The organism is Erwinia pyri (assembly GCF_030758455.1).
GTDB lineage: Bacteria > Pseudomonadota > Gammaproteobacteria > Enterobacterales > Enterobacteriaceae > Erwinia > Erwinia pyri.
On sequence record NZ_CP132353.1, the window covers coordinates 2,108,818 to 2,129,741 of the forward strand.

A 20,924-nucleotide genomic window follows, 5' to 3' on the forward strand; every position below is an offset into this window, starting at 1 on the left:
TCGAAAGTAACAGGGGGGAAACAGTCATAATCTTTATAATTTAAATTACCCATATATCCGCAGTCGAACTTCATGGCTTTTTTATTTTCGGCAAAGAAAGCCAGAAAATCAGAGCGATGCAAAATGATTTAACGCCACGGCTTTTTGAATTTTGTCGTCGAAGTCTGCTTTTACTAAAGTACGTATTGATGATATTCGTTTTTTTCTCGTAGCCCATCAGCCACGCTTGTTTAATTCTGAAAAATTTCGTTGGAAACATTGTTCAAAAACAACCTTATGGCCCGGCATTTATCGTGCAGCCTGATTCAGTTGGCTTGCGCGGTCATTCGGCCTATGCTGAAGATCTACCGTGACAAGGAGAATACCGATGCAAGCCAATCCGTTCAGTCAGCCAAGTACCTTGCCCTATCAGGCTCCGCCGTTCGACAAAATAACGGATGAACATTACCGTCCGGCGCTGATCGAAGCGATAGCGCAAAAGCGCAGGGAAGTGCAGGCTATCGCTGATAATCGTGAAGAACCCAGCTTTGCCAATACTTTTGAGGCGTTGGAGAAATGTGGAAGTATGCTTCGTCGGGTGGAAAATGTGTTTGGAGCGATGACCTCCGCTAACACTAATCCCACGCTGCAGGCGCTGGACGAAGAGATGTCGCCACTGCTCGCCGCGCTGGATGATGATATCCATCTTAACAGCGCGCTTTTCCGCCGCCTGAATGCTGTCTATGAGAAGCGCAACGCCGCAGGCCTTTCGCCGGAAGCTTTACGGCTTACCGAGGTGACGTGGCAGAGGTTTCAACTGGCGGGGGCCAGCCTTACAGAAGAGGCGAAAACAGAACTCAAAGCCCTGAATCAGCAGGCGGCCACGCTGAGCACACAGTTCACCAATCGTTTGCTGGCGGGTACCAAAGCGGGCGGCCTGAACGTTACCGATCCTGCATTGCTGGCTGGGCTTACCGACGCCGAACTCACCGTCGCCGCACAGGCTGCCGCTGAACGGGGCCTGGAGGGGCAATGGCTGCTGGCGTTGCAAAATACCACGCAGCAGCCGGTGTTGCAGGATCTCAGCAACCGCCAGACGCGGGAAGCGCTTTTCAGCCATGCCTGGCAGCGCTGCGAGAAAGACGATCTGAACGATACCCGTGGGCTGGTGACACAGCTTGCCGCTATTCGCGCGCAGCAGGCGAAGTTAATGGGCTTCAGCAGCTTTGCCGACTGGAAGCTTCAGGACCAGATGGCCAGAACGCCTGAGGCGGCGCTGGCGTTTATGCGCGCTATCGTGCCTGCTGCAACGGCACGTGCCAGCAGAGAAGCGGCAGATATTCAGAAGGTTATCGACCGGCAGCAGGGTGGTTTTACGCTTGAGGCGTGGGACTGGTTGTTCTATGCCGAACAGGTTCGCCGCGAGAAGTACGATCTCGACGAAAGCCAGATCAAACCCTATTTTGAACTCACTAACGTGCTGGTAAACGGCGTCTTCTATGCCGCCACGCAGCTGTTCGGCATTACTTTTGCCCGCCGCGAGGATATCCCCGTCTGGCACCCGGATGTCTCAGTTTATGAGATCATCGACAGCAACGGTCTGCCGATGGCGCTGTTCTATACCGACTACTTTAAGCGAGACAATAAAGGCGGCGGCGCCTGGATGAGTAATTTCGTTGACCAGTCTAAATTGCTGGGGACGCATCCGGTTATCTACAACGTTTGTAACTACACCAAACCAGCCGAGGGCAAACCAGCGCTGATCTCCTGGGATGATGTGATCACTCTGTTCCACGAATTTGGCCATACGCTGCACGGGCTGTTTGCTGAACAGTGTTATCCGACGCTTTCAGGCACCAACACACCACGAGATTTCGTCGAATTCCCTTCGCAGCTCAATGAACACTGGGCCAGTAACGAGCAGGTGTTTCGGCATTATGCGCGGCACTATGCCACCGGCGAGCTGATGCCTCAGGCTCTGCGCGATAAAATCGTTAATGCCAGCAAGTTCAACAAAGGGTACGACATGACCGAGCTGCTGGCCGCGGCGTTGCTGGATCAGCACTGGCATACGCTTTCTGCGGAGGCAGAAAAACAGGATGTGGCGCAGTTTGAAAAAGCGGCGCTTGCAGCCGACAACATTCTGTTGCCGCAGGTGCCGCCGCGCTACCGTTCAAGCTATTTCCAGCACATCTGGGGCGGGGGCTATGCGGCAGGCTATTACGCTTATATCTGGACGCAGATGCTGGCTGATGATGGCTTCGAATGGTTCAACGAGCAGGGGGGACTGAACCGTAAGAATGGTCAGCTTTTCCGGGAAAAAATCCTTTCACGGGGCAACAGCCAGGATCTTAAGCAGCTTTACGCCAGCTGGCGCGGGCGCGATCCGGTTATTGAACCGATGCTGATTAACCGCGGTTTGAAGGAGGAGTAAAAAGATCCCGGCAGAATGCTCTGGCGCAGAGAGTGAATGACTCTGCGCCAGAGAGGGCTTTATGCTGCCTGAAGCTGCCAGGCTCTTAAGCCACGGGGAAACGGGGCGGGAAAGCCGCCCCGGATAGTCAGGCCAGCGGGCCACCCTGAATGGTGTCGCACATGCCTTTAATGATGCGTTCACCGGTTTCTGTTTTCAGATCTTCATACCACTGCTGGGTGACCGCCTTCTCTTTGCCGTGCGTCACATCGCAGCGCTTACGCGCCTTCAGCACCAGATCTTTTACCCGCTCAGCACGCTTGTACTGATAGCGGATCAGCGCATCTTCAATCCCCAGCGAATTGGTCTGCAGCAGGGTAGCAAGCACCACCGCATCCTCCATCGCAGCGCAACCGCCCTGGCCAATATCGGGCGTGGTGCTGTGTGCGGCATCGCCCAGCAACGCCACGCGCCCTTTAACCAGCTCCGGGAAAGGATCGATATCATGGATCTCCACTCGGTTAGTGGTGGCGGGATTGATCTGCGCAATCAGCTTCTGTACCGGCGCGGCCCAGCCGCTGAAATAGCGGGTTAAATCTTCGCGCAGGCTGCTGCGATCTTCTGCCAGGCCGGAAGGTAACGGCACATCAAAGAAGAAATAGAAGCGATTGTTCGCGACCGGCATCAGCGATACGCGTTTGCCTTCGCCAACAAAGGTGGTCCACTGCTGCGCGGGGGCGATGCTCTCATCGATCTCTACCAGGCCGTTCCAGTTGACATAACCGGCGTAGCGGCGCTCTACCGTGCGGCCCAGCACATATTTTCGCACCACAGAATGGGTGCCGTCACAGGCGATAAGCAGGTCACCCCGGGCTTCACTGCCATCTTCAAAGCGCGCCGTTACGCCGTTTTCATGCTGTTCAACTTCAGAGACACGTTTACCAAAGTGGACTTTTTCACGACCATAGGTCTCCAGCAGCATCGCCTGCAATTCTGCCCGCGCTACCGGATAGGGACGCTCGCCAGAATCCTGCACCAGCGGATCAAGACTAAACTGAGTCAGCTTGCTGCCCGTCTGGAAATCGTTATAGGCCATGGCGTGCATTGGCCCACCCAGCTTACGCAGCGGCTCCTTCATGCCCAGAAAGTTAAGGCATTTCACGCCATTCGGCCAGATGGAGATCGCAGCGCCCACCGGCCTGATCTCTTTAACGGCTTCAAAAACTTCCGTTTCAATCCCGACACGCTGCAGCGCGATGGCTGTACACATGCCGCCGATACCTGCGCCAATCACTATTGCTTTCATCTGCTTCTCCTTTCGTTCATAAGAACTATTAAGCAATTTCCATACCAGATTCTTATGACGTGGGAGAGCGCTTAATGCAGGCATTTTCAGGTGCGTGAAACAATGGTTTCACTATTTCCCTGCATTACAGTGATGCATTGCACCATAAAAGTGAGCTAATAGTGAAACGACTGCAATTCAGCAGCGTCGTGGGTTGGCAAAGTGCGGGTTATTTGTCACAGTAGCAGAATACCCCCTTAAAGGACGCCGCTATGGCCACTGTTGCCTGTCTTCATGCTGCAAGAAGTAATATCGCTGTTTTTGAAGAGGCGCTTCGGGCGCTCGATTATGCTGATATTCAGCTGCTGCACCGGGTGGAGAGCGAGCTGCTCGATCGTGCAGCAGAAGCCAATGAAGTTACGCCAGAGATCGCTGAGGCCACGCGAGTGGCCATTGCCGAGCTGTGTGAATATGCCGACGTGGTGATAGTGACCTGCACAACGCTGGGAATTGCCGCCTGCGACGCAAAGCAGTTCAGCAAGCCTGTGCTGCGCCTGGATACCACGCTGGCAAAAGTGGCGTCACGCTACCAGGGTTCCATCCTGGTGCTCTGCACCGCACACAGTACGCTGGAAAGTACCACGCATCTGTTCCAGGCCTTTATCCCTGGTGACCGGCTGGCCGTCGAGCTGATACCCCGTGCCTGGGCATCGTTTAACAGTGGGGATATTGAAGGCTATCATCGTGAGATTGCACACTACATCCAGCAACGTCCGGAGTGTTCGCTGGGCTGCATTGTGCTGGCGCAATCTTCAATGGCGGGCGCGGAAAAATATATCAACAGTACGCTCGCGGTCCTGACTGGCCCTCAGGTCACCCTTCAGGCCGCGATTGAAACGATTTTCTGATGTGCCGCATAACGCTGATTTCCGGGGATCGCTCTGCTATGATTGCGCTCTTTTTATCGCAGGGGATGACCGGTGAGCAGTAAACAAGATAAACGAGCTAAGCGCGCCAAAGTAAAGGCCAGACAGGCTAATAATGCGCGGGCACGCGGCAAGCAGTTGGATGCCGTAGGGCGTCAGAGTTATGTGGCCACACCAGAGATGCTGGCGCTGTTTGAGACGCTGCCCGCGCTGGATGACAACGGCGGCATGCCGTTTGTAGCCGATATTTACCGCTGGTCAGATGAAGAATATGGTTTTGAAGGCACCGGACGTGAAAACGACATGCTGCAGGTTGCCGCGTTAACTGTGCTCTATATCCACTGGCGCACCAGCAACGGGTCAACCACCTTAGTGCAAAATGAGATGATCGAAGCGGCTATCCGCCTGACCGAAGAGAACGAGATATTTAAAGCTCAGTATGAGGCTGCCGAAGCGGCGGCTCAGGCAGAGTAGAACCCCGCCTTAAGGCCGATCAGAAACCAAGGTTGCGTAAATAGTGCAGGCTGGCAGTCACGTCTTTCAGACTGCCGGCAACGTCACGGGGATCGCGCTCCTGCTCAATGGTTATCCAGCCCTGCCAGTTCAGTTCGGCAAGCAACGCCCGCACAGCTGGATAGTCTACGTCGCCGGTGCCAAGCGGGCACATCACTCCTGCCGCGCACGCTTTAAAGAAATCCTGCTGCTGAGCGATGGCCGCCTCAAAGAGAGTTCGGTTCACATCTTTGAAATGAAGATAATCAATGCGATCGGCATATTTTCTCAGCCAGCAAACCGGATCCAGCCCGGCATAATAGAGGTGGCCGGTATCAAGACAAAACCCCGCCTCGCTGGCCGGGATAGCTGTCGCGATACGATCAATCTCATCGCCAAACTCAATAAACCCGCCTGCATGAGGATGGATCACCGGGCGCACGTTATATTCACGGGCGATAGCGCTCAGTGCGCGGATATGAGAAACCATCTGCTGCCACTCCGCCTCGGGCAGACGTCTGGCCCGGGCAGGCTGGCCTGCAGACCTAGCCCGCTCTGCATCGCCAAAGTCGATGATCACCAGATAGGGTGGGGGAACCGCACTTTGCGCGTGACTGACCGGCACCTTCTGCAGAGTTGCACAAATGTTGTGCGCCATTTCACGCAAATTTTCGAAGTTTGCTTCTGAAACCAGATCGTCAAAAATCGTTCCGGCAACCAGCGACAGGTTATGGCTTTCAAGCGCTTGTTTAAGCGCAGCCGGGTCAGCAGGGAGATAGCCCCAGGGTCCCAGCTCAATGCCTGGGTAGCCAGCTTCCTGCGCTTCGCTCAGCACCTGTTGCCATGGAGGTAAAAACGGGTTTTTCGGATCATCCACTCCCCAGCTGCAGGGGGCATTAGCGATTGAATACATTGCATTTCCTTACTGTTGTTGTTCATCACCAAAAGCGCTTCTGAGATGAGAGCGCCTTACCAGCAGCCGATCCTGATGCTGAAAATCAGGCTGCGCGCGATCGCTCCCTGTCAGCCGAAGAAGAGCATCCTGCATCATGGCATTCAGCGGCTGGGCAAAAGTGGTCAGTTGATAACGGGCAGATGAAGCCAGTTCGATATCGTCATAGCCGACAATTCCCAGATGATGGTGCGAGGCTAAGCTTTCCCGCGCATCTGTCACCCCGATCGCCAGGATATCATTTTCACAAAAAAGCGCATCCACCCACCGCCCGGGGAGGGTGGTCTGCAGGTGTTGCTCAAAGGCGGTATAGCCGCTGATGCGGTTATAGTGATTGGCCTTTAACAACAGGATGCTTTGCTCCTCCACGCCAAGCTCTTTCAGCCTGTCGCGATAGCCTTCATACCGCAACAGCTGCGTCGATTCCGTATCAGGCCCCTTCATATAGCCAAATCGCTGATATCCCTGTTGATAAAGGAGATCAGCAGCCTGACCGCCTGCCCGATAGCCATCAGTATTTATGACCTGAATATAGGGGTTGTCATCATTGCGACAGAGCTGAACCAGAGGGATGCGGTGAATATCCTGCGCCAGCGCGATCAGGTCGTCACTCAGCAGCGTGCCTAAAAACAGCAGACCATCCACCTGCAGCTGATCGGCAAGCTTCAGCACCGCTTCTTCACTCTGCTGCGCGCTGATGTTCAGCAACAGCGCCATGTAACCCCGCAGCTGAAGCTGCTGTGTAACCTGATCCAGCAACGTCAGCAGGTTAGGGTTAAGCATCTCATCCACCACCACACCAATCAGGCGTGAGCTTTTCTTCGACAGGCTGCGTGCCAGCAGATTAGGCCGATATCCCAGCTCTTTGGCCGCCAGCTGGACGCGAGCCAACGCCTGTTCTGAAATAGAAGCGCCATCAGTAAAGGCTCTGGAGACAGTCCATTTGGATACTCCCGCTCGTCTGGCAACATCGCTGGCGGTTATTTTGCGTAGAACAGGGCGGTTGGCAGAGGCTTTTTCGTTCATGGTTATCGCTATCTGGAGTGAGAAAAGCCAGTGTAATGCACAATCCGATCCGCATGTTGCAACCGGGTGCAAAATAATCTGTTCCTGTGATCCGCCCGGCGATATTCCCTGATGATGATTTACTTTTTATACAGCCTCACCGAAAGTGCAGCCGTTGGTTGATTAAATTGCACCCGGTTGCATTCGCTATTTTGCAACCGGGTGCAAAACATAAAAAACAGGCAACAACTCTGAAAACCCTACAAAAGAGGTGGTTATGCTGAATGGAGAAAAGAAAATTGCCCGTCCACTACGCTGGGCGATGGTAGGCGGTGGTCGGTTAAGTCAGGTGGGCTATAAACATCGCTGCGGCGCATTACGCGATAACACCGCCTATCAGCTGGTAGCGGGAGCTTTTGATATTGATGCCGCGCGTGGCAGAGAGTTCGGGGTCAATATCGGTGTGGAGGCGAATCGTTGCTATGAGAGCTATGTGCAGATGTTTGCTGAAGAGGCTGCGCGCTCTGACGGCATCGAAGTTGTTACCATTGCCACCCCCAATGGCACCCATTACGAGATAACCAAAGCCGCGCTGAATGCCGGGCTGCATGTTATTTGTGAAAAGCCGCTGTTTTTCACCAGCGCAGAGGTCCGCGAAATAAAGCAGCTGGCTTCAGAAAAGGGGCTGATAGTGGGGGTGACTTACGGTTACTCAGGCCACCAGATGCTGCTGCAGATGCGTCATATGATCGCTAACGGCGACATTGGCGAAGTGCGTATGGTAGAGATGCAATATACCCACGGCTTCAGCGCCAGCGACAGCGCCGATAAATTCTCCGAGGCTCAGAAATGGCGAGTTGATCCCAACATAGCGGGGCCAAGTTTTGTGCTGGGCGATCTCTCAACCCATACCTTCTATATTTCCCAACTGGTTTTGCCGGAGCTGAAGCTGAAGTCGCTGCTCTGCGATCGTCAGAGCTTTATTCCCTCCCGGGCGCCGCTGGAAGATAACGCAATGGTGTTGATGCATTATCACGGCGGCGCGGTAGGACGCTTGTGGACTTCCGCCATCAACGCCGGATCGATGAACAGCCAGTTCATCCGCGTGATAGGGTCTGAAGCCAGTCTGCAATGGGGCGATTACCAGCCCAATGAGCTCGTTTATGAGGTACAGGGGCAACCAGGGCAGGTTATGCATCATGGGATGCCTTATCTGGATGAATCAGCGCTGGCAGACGACCGGTTGGGCGCGCTGCACACCGAAGGGTTAACGGAATCCTGGGCCAATATCTATCTGAAGCTGGCCGTCGCTATTGATGCCAGAACGCGCGGTGACGAAGCGGCGCTGGCGGCAATGGTCTATCCGGGAATTGAGGCAGGGCTGGACGGAGTACGCTGGGTGGAAAACTGCGTTCGCTCAGCAGAGCAGGGATCGGGCTGGGTGAATTTCGAGTAGAGACGTTATCAGGTAAAAGAGGGGCGGAGGATCCGCCCCAACTGCTTAGCCCGGATAGATACCGCGATCTTTACGCGCCATCAGAATACGTTCACAGGCCACAATATAAGCTGCCGTGCGCAGGCTACACGCTTTCTCGCTCGCCTTATCCCAGACATGGATCATCGCTTCTGTCATGATCTTGTCCATGCGATCGTTAATCTCACTCTCGCTCCAGAAGAAGCTGGCCATATCCTGCACCCATTCGAAGTAGCTAACAGTTACCCCGCCTGCGTTGCAGATAACGTCCGGCACCACGGTAACGCCACGTGAGGTCAGCATATCGTCCGCATCAGGATAGGTTGGGCCGTTTGCCCCTTCCAGCACCAGCTTGCAGCTGAGCACTTCGGCACGTTCACGGGTGATCTGTCCTTCCAGTGCGGCAGGGATCAGAATATCCATCTGGGTGGTCCAGAAATCCTCGCTGGCTATCTCTTTTGCGCCCGGGAAACCGGCAATATTCTTGTTACTGTTCTGCCATTCGCTCAGCGCGGCAAGATCGATGCCTTCTGCGTTAAACAGCGTGGCGGAATGGTCCTGAATGACTACCACGCGCGCACCGGCCGCCACAAACAGGCGGGCGGCTTCGCTGCCTACGTTACCAAAACCCTGAACGGCGATTTTTGCGCCTTCGATCTCGATGCCTGAGCGGCGGGCCACTTCACGGCCAGTGATATAGACGCCGCGCCCGGTGGCTTTTTCACGGCCTAAAGAGCCGCCAAGGTGGATCGGCTTGCCGGTTACCACGCCAGTAATGGTGGTGCCGTGGTTCATGGAGTAGGTGTCCATCATCCAGGCCATGACTTTGGCATTGGTGCCAACATCCGGGGCGGGAATATCCTTCTGCGGGCCGATAATCAGTCCGATTTCGCTGGTATAGCGGCGGGTCAGACGTTCCAGCTCACCTTCCGACAGTTTGAACGGATCGACACGTATGCCTCCCTTCGCGCCACCGTAAGGCAGATTAACCGCTGCGCATTTGATGGTCATCCACGCAGAGAGCGCCATCACCTCATTCAGATCGACATTAGGATGATAGCGAACCCCCCCTTTACCCGGGCCGCGAGAGAGGTTGTGCTGTACGCGAAAACCTTCAAAGTGGCGAATAGAGCCGTCGTCCATCTGCAGCGGAATATCCACTATCAACGCACGTTTAGGATGACGAAGAGTATCGATCCAGCGGGTCAGATCGCCCAGGTAGGGCGCCACGCGGTCGATCTGCTGTAAGTAAGTTGACCAGGCCGTTGTGCTGCCTTCTGAAACGTAAGATAGCTTATCCATAACAAACCTTTCTTAAATTAGTTATATGTACTGCGAAACCGTGGAGGGGTCAGTGCATCTGACTTATGCGCGAGAGAATTTACCACTAATCAGACGTTTCCAATTCGTTAATTAAGTGTGAAATTTTGCGCTAAGAGGGGATAAGAAGGGGCGCAGGCGAATAATTAGTTATCCTTTATCCCGATCCAGCGGAAGGGGTGCTTAAAATGCTAATAATTATGCATTAAAGATGCATAGCAGACGCTTTGGCTTTATTTATCAGAACTTTGAATGGGATCAAACTTTGGCCTCTCCCGCGCCGGGTAGCGGAAGGGAAAAGGTTACGACCAGCAGGACCAGTCGGGGCTTGAGGTAGGTCTACACTTTTCGTTACATTATAACAGTCCTCTTTTTAGCGCTTCGCTAAACTCTCACATCTTTACTTTGTCTGACACTCTGCTTACGCATTACTGTGGCAGTTTCCGGAACGTTAACCTTCGGCTGCTGGCACGCCATTCACCGGCAATAACGAAGAACCAGATGAAAAAACTGCATTTTCTGACCCAGACACGGGTCTGTTGTTTTCTTGCTTTCTATATTGGCATCCTGCTTAATTTCCCGATTTTTCTCCGTCGCTTTCATCAGCTTCATTATGATGCGGCGCTCTCAACCGGCATTGAAATTGTCGCGGCCTTTATGCTGGTTCTGTTTACCACGCTGCTCGCTTCAATGGCTGGCCGCTGGCTGTTCAGAATTCTGGTTACGCTGCTGATCCTCTTTTCGGTCTGCGCCAGCTACTACATGATCTTCTTCAATGTCGATATAGGCTACGGCATCATCGCGGCAGTGATGGCGACCGATAGTCTTGATCTCTCCAGAGAGTCAGTCGGCTGGCATTTTACCCTGTGGACGGTGTTGGTGAGCCTGCTGCCGCTGCTGGTACTGTGGCTTGCCCCGATGCCCGAAGCGGCTATCCGGCGTAAAAATGGCTTCGCTTTCCTGCGCCGCGGCGGCATCATGCTGGCCGCCGCGCTCTGCTGCTTCCTGCCGCTGAAGGTAATGGGCAAGCATCAGGACAAGCTGGACAAACAGCATAACCGGATGATGGCCAGCTACGGCGGCGTGGTGGCAGGAACCTATTCTCCCTCTAACTGGCTTTCCGGCATGGGGCTGCTTGCCTACAGCAGCTGGAGCCAGGCTGAGGACAGCCGCAATCTGTTTGACCCGGCAGCGCACTTTACCTATACGCCACCCAAGGATGTCAACGATCTCTATGTCGTCTTTGTGATTGGTGAAAGCGCGCGCCGCGATCATATGGGCCTCTACGGCTACGATCGTGACAACACGCCAAACCTGGATAAAGAACCCAATCTGGCTGCACTGCAGGGCTACTCCTGTGATACCTCCACCAAGCTCTCGCTGCGCTGCATGTTTGTCAGAGAAGGGGGCGCCTCTGAAGCGCCGCAGCGCACGTTAAAAGAGATGAACGTTTTCTCGGTGCTGAAAAAGCAGGGCTTCTCCTCGGAACTCTTCTCTATGCAGAGTGAAGCCTGGTTCTACAATAAAGTGCTGGCGGATGATTACGCGCTGCGGGAAACCATTCAGTCAGAGAAGCGCAACGTCGGCAAGCCGATTGATGATATGGCGCTGGTCAGCGAGCTGAAAGATTCCATTGAGCGCCATCCTCAGGGCAAACATCTGGTTATTCTGCATACCAAAGGCTCTCACTACTTATATACCGAGCGCTATCCACGCTCCTTCGCCAGATATCAGCCGGAGTGTCAGGGGATTGATGACCAGTGTTCGACGGAAGAGATGGTAAATTCTTACGATAACAGCCTGCTCTACACCGACCATGTGCTGGAAGAGGTGTTCAACCAGCTGCGGGACAAGAACGCCATTGTGTTTTATGCCTCCGATCACGGCGAGTCGATCTCAAAGAATATGCACTTCCACGGCACACCGCGCGATGAAGCGCCGATGGCGCAGCGTACCGTACCGATCATGGTCTGGGCCTCTGATAAATTCCTGCAGCAGCCTGATAATGCCAGCGCCTTCCGGCAGTTGAAAACGCTGGCAAAAAATAAGACGCCGGTCTTCCACGAGAAGCTGTTCGACAGCATCCTGGGCTGTATTGGTTATACTTCTCCGGATGGCGGCATTAATCAGCTGCGCAACTGGTGCCACGTCAGCCACTGATGCCGGAGCAGCCAGGCTGCATGAAGAGTGAGCAAACGGCTGAATGAAAAGGTATCCTTTGCCCGTTAACTTTGCCTGAACCGGCACAAGCGGGTATTCTACTGCCCATATTTACTGTGACAGTATCAATTGAGGTCGACATGATTATTAAACCACGCATCCGTGGCTTTATCTGTGTTACTGCCCATCCGGCGGGTTGCAAAGCTAACGTTGAGAAACAAATCGACTATGTGACCAGCCACGGCAAAATTGCCAACGGCCCGAAAAAGGTGCTGGTGATCGGTGCTTCTACAGGTTACGGCCTGGCAGCACGTATCTCTGCTGCTTTCGGCTGTGAAGCCGATACGCTGGGCGTATTCTTTGAGCGTGCTGGTGAAGAAACCAAACCGGCTACCGCTGGCTGGTACAACTCTGCTGCCTTTGAAGAGCTGGCGGAGGCCAAAGGTCTCTATGCTAAAAGCATCAATGGCGATGCCTATTCGGATGCTGTGAAGCAGAAGACCATTGAACTGATCAAACAGGATATGGGGCAGGTCGATCTGGTGGTCTACAGCCTGGCGGCACCACGTCGTACCCATCCGAAAACGGGTGAAGTGTTTAACTCTACCCTGAAACCAGTGGGCAAAACCCTGACCACTCGTGGCCTGAACACCGATAAAGAAACCATCACCGATATCACCCTGGAGCCAGCCTCGCAGGAAGAGATCGACGGTACCGTGGCGGTGATGGGCGGTGAAGACTGGCAGATGTGGATTGACGATCTGAAAGCCGCAGGCGTACTGGCTGATGGTGCCAAAACCACTGCCTTTACCTATCTGGGTGAGCAGATCACCCATGATATCTACTGGAACGGCTCAATCGGCGAAGCGAAAAAGGATCTGGACAAGCGCGTCCTGACTATTCGCGACACCCTGGCAGAGAAGGGCGGCGACGCGCGCGTTTCCGTACTGAAAGCGGTAGTGACTCAGGCCAGCTCCGCTATTCCGGTGATGCCGCTTTACCTCTCGCTGCTGTTCAAGGTGATGAAAGCTAACGGCACCCACGAAGGCTGCATCGAGCAGGTCTATGGCCTGTTCAAAGAGAGCCTGTACGGCAGTTCACCAATTGTGGATGAGGTAGGGCGTCTGCGTGCCGACTATAAAGAGCTGGCGCCGGAAGTGCAGGATGAAGTCACCAGGCTCTGGCCAACGGTGACCAACGAAAACCTGAATGAGCTGACCGATTTTGTCGGCTATAAAACCGAGTTTATGCACCTGTTTGGTTTCGGCCTTGAGGGCGTGGACTACGAAGCGGACGTTAACCCGGACGTGAAAATCAAAAATCTGGTACAGATGTAATTCTGTCAGAGTGTTGATCAAGCCTGTCTCCGGACAGGCTTTTTTTTGCGATATTTTCAGGAAATCAACGCTCTGTCAGCTGTCTGTGCTGGGACGCCCCCCCAAAATTAACCTGTTCAAACGGTCACGCCTGCCGGTTGCGCTTCAAGCATATTCATCATCGCACGCAGATTGGCGGAGGCGTTCCCTTTGCGCCACACCAGCCAGATATTGAGGTGCCCGCGCTGTTCAGCCAGCGGCCAGGCGAGTACGCTCTCTCTGCCCGGCATATTTTGCAGCATACTTTCCGGGATCATCGCCAGACCCGCCCCCGCGCTGACGCAGGCCACAATACCGTGATAGGACTCCATCTCGAAAATTTTGCCCGGTGCGGCGTTATCCCGCGCAAACCAGTTCTCAAACAGTCGGCGATAGGAACAGTTGGCGCGAAAAGCGTAGATGGTTGCTCCGGCAATATCCGCCGCACGCGCTACCGGCGGATGATTAAGGGAGGAGATAAGCACCATCTCTTCAGCAAAAGCCGGTATGCCTTCCAGCTGCGGCTGTTTGGGGGGCCCGTCAACAAATACCGCGCTGAAGCGGCCTGCAAGCAGGCCATCAATCATATCGCCGGAAGGGCCGGTTGAGAGATCCAGCTCCACCTCAGGCCAGGCCTGATGGTAGCGGGCAATCAGCGGCGGCAGGCGCACGGCCGCAGTGCTTTCAATAGCGCCCAGGGTGAATACCCCAGCTGGCTGCTGGCTGGAAACCCGCTGGCGCGCCTCTTCAGTGAGCGCCAGAATTCTGCCCGCGTAATCCAGCAGCGTCCTGCCTGCGTCAGTGATATGCAGGCGCAGTTTTTCCCGGGTAAACAGGGCGACGCCTAACTCCTCCTCAAGCTGGCGTAGCCGCGTGGATATATTGGAAGGTACGCGATGCAGCCTCTCTGCGGCAGCGGTAACGCTTCCCTGTTCCGCGATCGCCCGGAACACTTCCAGCTGAGTTAAATCCATAACATTCTCGAAATGAGTAAGATATTTTCATTATTATTCATTTTTAAAGAAGGTATCGCAAGCCTATGATAAGGGCATCAACCGTTAAATCTTTTATTACCGGCCAGTAAGTCTGGTCTTCAGGAGAGTTTATGACTGCACCCACTGGCGCCGTATCACGTAATCCCCTCACTGGCGAAATCTCTCGCCAGACGCCTTTTGCCTCCGCTGCAGAAGTGGACTTTGCCCTGCAGGAAACCTGGTCTGCCTTTCAGGCCTGGCGTGGTAGCGCAGTTGCCACCCGCAGCCAGCTGTTGCTGAAGATGGCCGATGGGCTGCGTCAGCATGCCCGTGAGCTGGCAGAAATGATGACTGATGAAATGGGCAAACCCATTACTCAGGGGCTGGCAGAAGTAGAGAAAAGCGCAGGGCTGTGCGAATGGTATGCGGAACAAGGCCCGGCGTTCCTTAAGCCGGAACCCACGCTGGTAGAAAACAATAAGGCCTTTGTGCAGTATCTGCCGCTTGGCCCGATCCTGGCCGTGATGCCGTGGAACTTCCCGGTCTGGCAGATCATGCGTGGCGCCGTGCCGATACTGATGGCCGGTAACAGCTACTTCCTGAAACCTGCGCCAAACGTGATGGGCTGTGCGCTGCTGCTGCAATCCATTCTGGTAGAAGCAGGCCTGCCTGAAGGGTTGTTTAAGGTAGTGAATGCCGATAACGAGGCGGTGGCAAAAATCATCAAAGATCGTCGAATCGCTGCCGTGACGCTGACCGGCAGCGTACGTGCCGGGGCGGCCATTGCCGCTATGGCCGGGGCGGCTATCAAGAAAAGCGTATTGGAGCTGGGCGGATCGGACGCCTTTATCGTGCTGGCCGATGCGGATATCGACGCTGCGGTTAAAGGAGCCATTTCCGGGCGCTTTATGAACAGCGGGCAGATCTGTATTGCCGCCAAGCGCATTATTGTGGAAGAGTCTGTTTTTGAGCAGTTCCGCGACAAATTCGTCGCCGCCGTCAAAGAGATGAAAGTGGGCGATCCGCGTGAAGCGGAGACTTATATCGGTCCAATGGCGCGCTACGATCTGCGCGATGAGCTGGACACGCAGGTTCAGGCAACCTTAAAAGAGGGGGCGGAATGTCTGCTGGGCGGTCATATCATTCCGGGCGCAGGTAATTTCTACGCGCCGACCGTTTTAAGTAACGTCAAGTCAGGCATGACCAGCTTTAAACAGGAGCTGTTCGGACCGGTTGCCTCACTGATCGTGGCGAAAGATGCCAGTGAAGCCGTTGCCATGGCCAACGATTCCGAATTTGGCCTGGGCGGCAGCCTGTGGAGCCGCGATACCGAGCGGGCCAGAGCGCTGGCGGCGCAGATTGAAACCGGCGGCGTTTTCATTAACTCTCCGAGCTTCTCCGATCCGCGCGTACCCATCGGCGGCGTCAAGCAGAGTGGCTTTGGCCGCGAGCTGTCCCATTTCGGCATCCGCGAATTCACTAATGCGCAAACCGTCTGGCAGGAAGGCTGAGTCAGCCTGCTGGCTTACTCTGCCCATTCAGCCACTGCTCGACCCCTTCAGGCAGAAGGGGTCTGCTGCAGAAAAAGCCCTGCACTTCGTCGCAGCCAAACTGGCGTAAGGCAAGCAGAGTTTGTTCATCCTCCACGCCCTCGGCCAACACGACGTAATTCAGCTCTTTCAGCATGGTGATCACATGCCTGGCGATGGTGCGGCTGGCGTCATCCGTCGCGAGTTTATAGATCAACGAGCGATCGAGCTTGATCACATCCACCGGAATACGTTGCAGATAGTTAATGTTGCTGTAACCAGAGCCGAAATCGTCCAGTGACAGGTTGAATCCCCGACGTTTTAACAAATTGAGTCCGGCCATTGCCAGCGGGCTTTCCAGCACTTTCTCCGTTTCCAGGCACTCAATTCGCAACAGTTTGACGGGCAGTCCGGCCTGCACCATTTTCTTTTCAAGCCAGTCGGCAAAGCCGGGGCGGGCGAAATCACTCACGCTGACGTTAACCGAAACGGGCAGCAGCAGCCCTTTCGCAACCCACTTCTTAAGCTGGGCCAGCACTGTCAGGATCACCCAGTCGGTCACTTCGGCCATCAGGCTGGTTTTTTCCACCAGCGGCAGGAACCCGGCGGGAGGAAGATTACCCAGTTCAGGATGTTCCCAGCGGATCAGCGCTTCCAGCCCGACAGGTGTGCCGCTGTGCAACGAAACCTGCGGCTGATAGACCAGATAGAGGCCGCTGCTGCTGCGCAAAGCGGCGGCTAAATCATGCATCAGCCTGAAATCAAGGTTACGACGGCTGTCGATCTGCGCGTCATAACTCAGGAAAGCTTTGTTCTGACCGATCGCTTCATGCAGCGCACTGACGCTGCGGCGAAGCACTTCCGGCGCCGGGCATTGGGTCGGGTTAAAGCTGACTTCCCCCAGCCGGATGGCCAGATCGATGGAGATATTCTCATGGAGCTGTGCATGAACATTGCCCAGACGCTCGCTGAGCCGTTTGAGCCATAACGGCGACTTAACGCTGGTAAGCAGGGCAAAACGGCCGGTAGCAATAGAATAAAGAACCTCTTCTTCACTCAGCTTCAGCCGTTCACGCAGCAGACTGGTCATCCCTTTCAGGATCGATTCCATCGTAGCCATCCCCAGAGAGCGGGAAATCTCATACGCTCTGGGCATATCTATACAGTCAATTAGCACCAGACTGTGGGGAGCCTCTACCGACAGCGTTTCCAGCTGCTCAATATCGCGCATCAGCTTCTGACGATTGGGCAGCAACGTTACAACGTCACGGTAGTCACTGCTGTACCACGCGTCCAGCCAGGCAGTCATAATGGCCGCCAGCAGCTCCAGCAGTTCGACCTGCTTCTGAGAGAATTCATGGGGACGGGTATCAGCCACACAGAGCGTGCCGATGACCGCACCATCCCGCGTCCTTAAAGGCGCCCCGGCATAAAAGCGGATGTAGGGCGCGGCCAGAATCAGCGGATGGTCTGCGAAACGCTCATCCTGCAGCGTATCCTGGCAGACCAGCACGGTGCCGCAGCTGGCCGTATGGCGGCATAACGCATCTTCCAGTGAGGTCTGCTCCAGGGCGAACTGTTGCGCACCTCTGATATATTGGTGCTGGTCATCCAGCACCGAGACAAAACTGCCCGGCACGCCCAGCAGCTGGCTGGTAAGCGAGGTAAATTTACTGAGGATATCCTCCAGGCCTGCGTCGTCCTGTTTAAGCATCTCCAGGGCCAGCTGGTGTCTGGACTCTGCAGGGGTACTCGGCGTCATTGTTGCCTGCCAGCTCTTCGAAATTGGGGAAGAAGTAAATGGATGCCAGATTAAAAGAGTATGCCAGGCTATAGCAATGTCATTGGAAGGTTAGCGTGCATTAAAGCGTGTATTTCTTCAGATAGGCGGATCGAAAATGCAGAAGATGAACCCAAACGGCGAACACGAAGCCAACCCGCGAATTGTTTTATATGATGGCGTCTGCAAGCTCTGCAGGGGCTGGGTCAATTTTATTATCCGACACGATCGTAAACATCAGATCAGGCTGTGTGCCGTGCAGACCCAAACTGGCCGGGATCTGTTAATTAAAGCTGGCTTATCGCCTGACAACATCAATACCATTGTGTTGATGGAAGAGGGCAAAGTCTATTTTCGCGCAGAAGCGATCTTCCGCGTAATGAGACAGTTACCGCAGCCGTGGCGCTGCTTCTCCGTGCTGCGCTTCCTGCCGAAAGCGTTAAGTAATCGTTGCTACGATATGATTGCCAAAAACCGCTATCGCCTGTTCGGGCGATATAATGATTACCAGCAGCCGCAGGCGGATTATCCTGAACGCTTTTTGCAGTAACGTCTGCAGGATCGCCAACCTCTTCTCAGACTGCCAGTGGAGAAGTAGCCTGCATTCAGGGGAAAACCTCAGATTATGTTAAAGGAGAGAAGCCGTGACTGTCAGAGTGAATGAATATCAGCAACCGGTTGGCGAAGCGATGGAAGAGTGGACTTCGCGCCCGCTTCCGGGGCGTGTGGTTCTGTCAGGACGTTTCTGTCGGTTAGAGCCTCTGGAGAGTGAGAAACATTTTCACGATCTCTGGGAGGCCTATGGTAATGCGCCCGATGGCCGGGACTGGACCTATATGTTCACCGGGCCATTTGAGGATGAAAGTCAGTTCCGTGGTCATCTTAACGCTGCCGCCGCCAGCGGAGATGCGGTGCATTTTGCAGTTATCGATCTCAAAAGCAACAGGGCGGCAGGTACGCTGGCACTGATGCGCATCGAGCCGGTTCATGGCGTGATGGAAGTAGGGCATGTCGCCTTTTCCCCCTCTCTCAAGCGTACCCCTCTCTCCACGGAAGCCCATTTCCTGCTGATGACTTATGCATTCGAGCGGCTGGGCTACCGCCGTTATGAATGGAAATGCGACGCTCTTAATGCGCCTTCACGCAAGGCTGCTGAACGCCTTGGCTTCAGCTTTGAAGGCGTATTCCGCCAGGCGCTGGTCTACAAGGGCCGTACCCGGGATACCGCGTGGTTCTCAATAATTGACAGCGAGTGGCCAGCGGTGCGGGCAGGATTTGAGCGCTGGCTGCATGCCGGTAATTTTGATGCGCACGGGCAGCAGATCCGCAGCCTTTCCGCCGTGAGGAATGCGTTTTAACAGGGGGCAATTGTGCTGCCCGGAAAAATCTGGTCACTTTTACAAACAGAAAGTTGTTAAATTTACTAACCTTTTACAGGCATGCGTGACGGCGATCGAAAAACGCGCCGTTACGTGCTTACTTATAAGGAGCCTGTAAATGTCAACCCAAGTACCCTCGCGTAATTCCACGCTGGCTATTGCGCTCTACTCACTGTTGAACCCCGTGCCGCTCGGCTTTTTTGTCGCCGCCTGGATCTTCGATATCATCTACGTCTACAGCACGGAAGTCTTCTGGACGCACGCTGCCAGCTGGCTGATCGCCTTTGGTCTGATCCTGGCCATTATTCCCCGGCTGATTAACCTTGTGCAGGTCTGGGTAGGCCACGCTTATCCGCAGGGGTCTGCTGTAAAGCTCCATTTCTGGGCCTGGCTGCTGGCTATCGTACTGGCGATCCTCAACGCTTTTATTCACAGCCGCGATGCTTATGCCGTTGTCCCGGCGGGCGTCATTTTGTCTACGCTGGTGGTTCTCCTGCTGCTGTTTTCTAATGTTCAGTACGCGCTGCGTACCCGTACTCAGGAGGTTATCTGATGAAAACAGTCCTCTCATTACTGGCCCTCTCCGTTGCGCTAACGCTTACCGGCTGTGACGATGGTGCAAAAATCGATCCTTCCCGCCAGACAGGGGCCAGCCCCGAATTACCTGAGGCGAAAAACTTCCTTCTTCCTCCGATGCAGGTACCAAGCAGCACCGACTGGAAGCAGGGTGAAAAACCCAAGGTGGCTGAAGGACTGCAAATTGAGCAGATTGCCGACGGTCTGAAACATCCACGCCAGCTCTATACCTTGCCTGATGGCGATATCCTGGTGGTGGAAGGCAGCGCGCCAGCATCGCCGACTTCGCAGCCCAAAGAGCTGATCACCGGTCTTGTGCAGAGTTCCTCTGGTAAAGGCGGTGCGGGCGGCGATCGCATTACCCTGCTACGCAACAGCAGTGGCGACGGTAAAACCTGGGAAAAACACGTTTTCCTGGAGAATCTTTCCTCGCCGTTTGGCGTGCAGCTGATTGGCGATACCCTGTACGTGGCGAATGCGGATGCGGTCAGAAAATATCCCTATAAAAGTGGTGAAACGAAAATCACCGACGCGGGCAGTGAGCTGACTGAACTACCCGGTGGGCCGATTAACCACCACTGGACAAAATCGTTGCTCGCCAGTCCTGACGGCAGCAAACTCTACGTTGGCGTGGGCTCCAACAGTAATATCACCGAAAATGGCATTGGAGCAGAATACCGCCGCGCCGATATTCTGGAGGTGGATGTCGCCTCGGGCGCCAGCCGCATCTATGCCAGCGGCTTACGTAACCCGACGGGCCTGCAGTGGGAACCACAGAGCGGCAAGCTGTGGGCAATCGTCAATGAACGTGACGAAATCGGGGCCGATTTGGTGCCTGACTATATGACTGCGGTGCAGGAGGGGGGCTTCTACGGCTGGCCTTACAGCTATTACGGTCAGCATGTTGATGAGCGGGTCAGACCACAGCGTCCGGATCTGGTGGCCAAAGCGCTGAAACCCGATTATGCGCTGAGTTCGCACGTCGCCCCGCTGGGATTATGGTTCTATCAGGGCAGTAACCTTGCAGATTACCGTGGCGGTGCCTTTGTCAGCGAGCATGGTAGCTGGAACCGCAAACCGCTGAATGGCTATCAGGTAGTCTGGGTCGCTTTCAAAGATGGTAAGCCGGTAGGTCAGCCAAAGCAGGTTGTCAGCGGTTTCCTGACGGACGATCAGAAAGAAGTCCGCGGGTTACCAGTAGGGTTGACGGAAGATCGGCAGGGCGGCTTGCTGATTGCCGATGATGCCGGAAACCGGGTCTGGCGAGTCTCTGCGGCCGCCAAGCCTTAGCCGTTCCTGAACGCTTACAGCACGGATCATCCTTG

At 54.7% G+C, this 20,924-nt stretch carries 17 protein-coding genes; 11 read left to right on the forward strand and 6 right to left on the reverse strand.

The features are described from left to right. Positions 1–367: 367 nt before the first annotated feature. Entirely contained in the window at positions 368–2,413 is a 2,046-nt protein-coding gene (gene dcp, locus Q3V30_RS09800) for a peptidyl-dipeptidase Dcp (protein ID WP_306212792.1), read from the forward strand. 127 nt (positions 2,414–2,540) lie between these two features. Here dcp and hpxO read toward each other — a convergent pair whose 3' ends face one another. Further along, positions 2,541–3,698: an FAD-dependent urate hydroxylase HpxO gene (gene hpxO / locus Q3V30_RS09805; protein WP_306212794.1), complete on the reverse strand. Its 1,158-nt coding sequence runs from the start codon at positions 3,696–3,698 to the stop codon at positions 2,541–2,543. Between the two features lie 251 nt (positions 3,699–3,949). Between hpxO and Q3V30_RS09810 the strand changes: the two genes are divergently transcribed. Both Q3V30_RS09810 and Q3V30_RS09815 read left to right on the forward strand, forming a co-directional pair. Continuing rightward, a complete protein-coding gene (locus Q3V30_RS09810) occupies positions 3,950–4,585 on the forward strand; it encodes a hypothetical protein (protein WP_306212796.1) in 636 nt (211 codons plus the stop codon). Positions 4,586–4,657: 72 nt separating this feature from the next. Then, a complete protein-coding gene (locus Q3V30_RS09815) occupies positions 4,658–5,077 on the forward strand; it encodes a hypothetical protein (protein ID WP_306212798.1) in 420 nt (139 codons plus the stop codon). Between the two features lie 19 nt (positions 5,078–5,096). Here the strand turns inward: Q3V30_RS09815 and Q3V30_RS09820 are convergent, their stop codons facing one another. Both Q3V30_RS09820 and Q3V30_RS09825 read right to left on the reverse strand, forming a co-directional pair. Further along, positions 5,097–6,008, reverse strand: a complete 912-nt coding sequence (locus Q3V30_RS09820) for a TIM barrel protein (protein WP_306212800.1) — start codon at positions 6,006–6,008, stop codon at positions 5,097–5,099. 9 nt (positions 6,009–6,017) lie between these two features. Further along, positions 6,018–7,073, reverse strand: a complete 1,056-nt coding sequence (locus Q3V30_RS09825) for a LacI family DNA-binding transcriptional regulator (RefSeq protein ID WP_306212801.1) — start codon at positions 7,071–7,073, stop codon at positions 6,018–6,020. A gap of 256 nt (positions 7,074–7,329) precedes the next feature. On the opposite strand from Q3V30_RS09825, the gene Q3V30_RS09830 reads away from it, so the two are divergent. Beyond that, positions 7,330–8,508, forward strand: coding sequence for a Gfo/Idh/MocA family protein (locus Q3V30_RS09830; protein WP_306212803.1), 1,179 nt, complete (start codon positions 7,330–7,332; stop codon positions 8,506–8,508). 45 nt (positions 8,509–8,553) lie between these two features. Here the strand turns inward: Q3V30_RS09830 and Q3V30_RS09835 are convergent, their stop codons facing one another. Then, positions 8,554–9,828 carry a Glu/Leu/Phe/Val family dehydrogenase gene (locus Q3V30_RS09835; RefSeq protein ID WP_306212805.1) on the reverse strand — a complete coding sequence of 425 codons (1,275 nt, stop codon included), beginning with the start codon at positions 9,826–9,828 and terminating at the stop codon, positions 8,554–8,556. Between the two features lie 519 nt (positions 9,829–10,347). Between Q3V30_RS09835 and eptB the strand changes: the two genes are divergently transcribed. Both eptB and fabV read left to right on the forward strand, forming a co-directional pair. After that, positions 10,348–12,006 carry a kdo(2)-lipid A phosphoethanolamine 7''-transferase gene (gene eptB / locus Q3V30_RS09840; RefSeq protein ID WP_306212807.1) on the forward strand — a complete coding sequence of 553 codons (1,659 nt, stop codon included), beginning with the start codon at positions 10,348–10,350 and terminating at the stop codon, positions 12,004–12,006. Between the two features lie 140 nt (positions 12,007–12,146). Further along, positions 12,147–13,343: an enoyl-ACP reductase FabV gene (fabV, locus tag Q3V30_RS09845; protein WP_306212810.1), complete on the forward strand. Its 1,197-nt coding sequence runs from the start codon at positions 12,147–12,149 to the stop codon at positions 13,341–13,343. 116 nt (positions 13,344–13,459) lie between these two features. Here the strand turns inward: fabV and ptrR are convergent, their stop codons facing one another. Continuing rightward, positions 13,460–14,335 carry a putrescine utilization regulator PtrR gene (gene ptrR, locus Q3V30_RS09850; RefSeq protein WP_306212812.1) on the reverse strand — a complete coding sequence of 292 codons (876 nt, stop codon included), beginning with the start codon at positions 14,333–14,335 and terminating at the stop codon, positions 13,460–13,462. 131 nt (positions 14,336–14,466) lie between these two features. Between ptrR and Q3V30_RS09855 the strand changes: the two genes are divergently transcribed. Then, on the forward strand, positions 14,467–15,846 hold the full coding sequence (locus tag Q3V30_RS09855; protein ID WP_306212814.1) for an NAD-dependent succinate-semialdehyde dehydrogenase: 1,380 nt from the start codon (positions 14,467–14,469) through the stop codon (positions 15,844–15,846). A gap of 1 nt (position 15,847) precedes the next feature. Here the strand turns inward: Q3V30_RS09855 and Q3V30_RS09860 are convergent, their stop codons facing one another. Beyond that, positions 15,848–17,626 carry a sensor domain-containing phosphodiesterase gene (locus Q3V30_RS09860; protein ID WP_306212816.1) on the reverse strand — a complete coding sequence of 593 codons (1,779 nt, stop codon included), beginning with the start codon at positions 17,624–17,626 and terminating at the stop codon, positions 15,848–15,850. 145 nt (positions 17,627–17,771) lie between these two features. Between Q3V30_RS09860 and Q3V30_RS09865 the strand changes: the two genes are divergently transcribed. The 4 genes from Q3V30_RS09865 to Q3V30_RS09880 all read left to right on the forward strand — a co-directional run bounded on the left by Q3V30_RS09865 (position 17,772) and on the right by Q3V30_RS09880 (position 20,889). Next, positions 17,772–18,194, forward strand: coding sequence for a thiol-disulfide oxidoreductase DCC family protein (locus tag Q3V30_RS09865; protein ID WP_306213167.1), 423 nt, complete (start codon positions 17,772–17,774; stop codon positions 18,192–18,194). Positions 18,195–18,288: 94 nt separating this feature from the next. Continuing rightward, positions 18,289–19,002, forward strand: a complete 714-nt coding sequence (locus tag Q3V30_RS09870) for a GNAT family N-acetyltransferase (RefSeq protein ID WP_306212817.1) — start codon at positions 18,289–18,291, stop codon at positions 19,000–19,002. 139 nt (positions 19,003–19,141) lie between these two features. Then, a complete protein-coding gene (locus Q3V30_RS09875; protein ID WP_306212818.1) occupies positions 19,142–19,576 on the forward strand; it encodes a DUF2231 domain-containing protein in 435 nt (144 codons plus the stop codon). After that, positions 19,576–20,889 (forward strand): PQQ-dependent sugar dehydrogenase, encoded by a 1,314-nt coding sequence (locus Q3V30_RS09880; RefSeq protein WP_306212821.1) that lies wholly within the window; start codon positions 19,576–19,578, stop codon positions 20,887–20,889. The genes Q3V30_RS09875 and Q3V30_RS09880 overlap by 1 nt, the downstream gene beginning before the upstream one ends. Positions 20,890–20,924 lie beyond the last annotated feature (35 nt).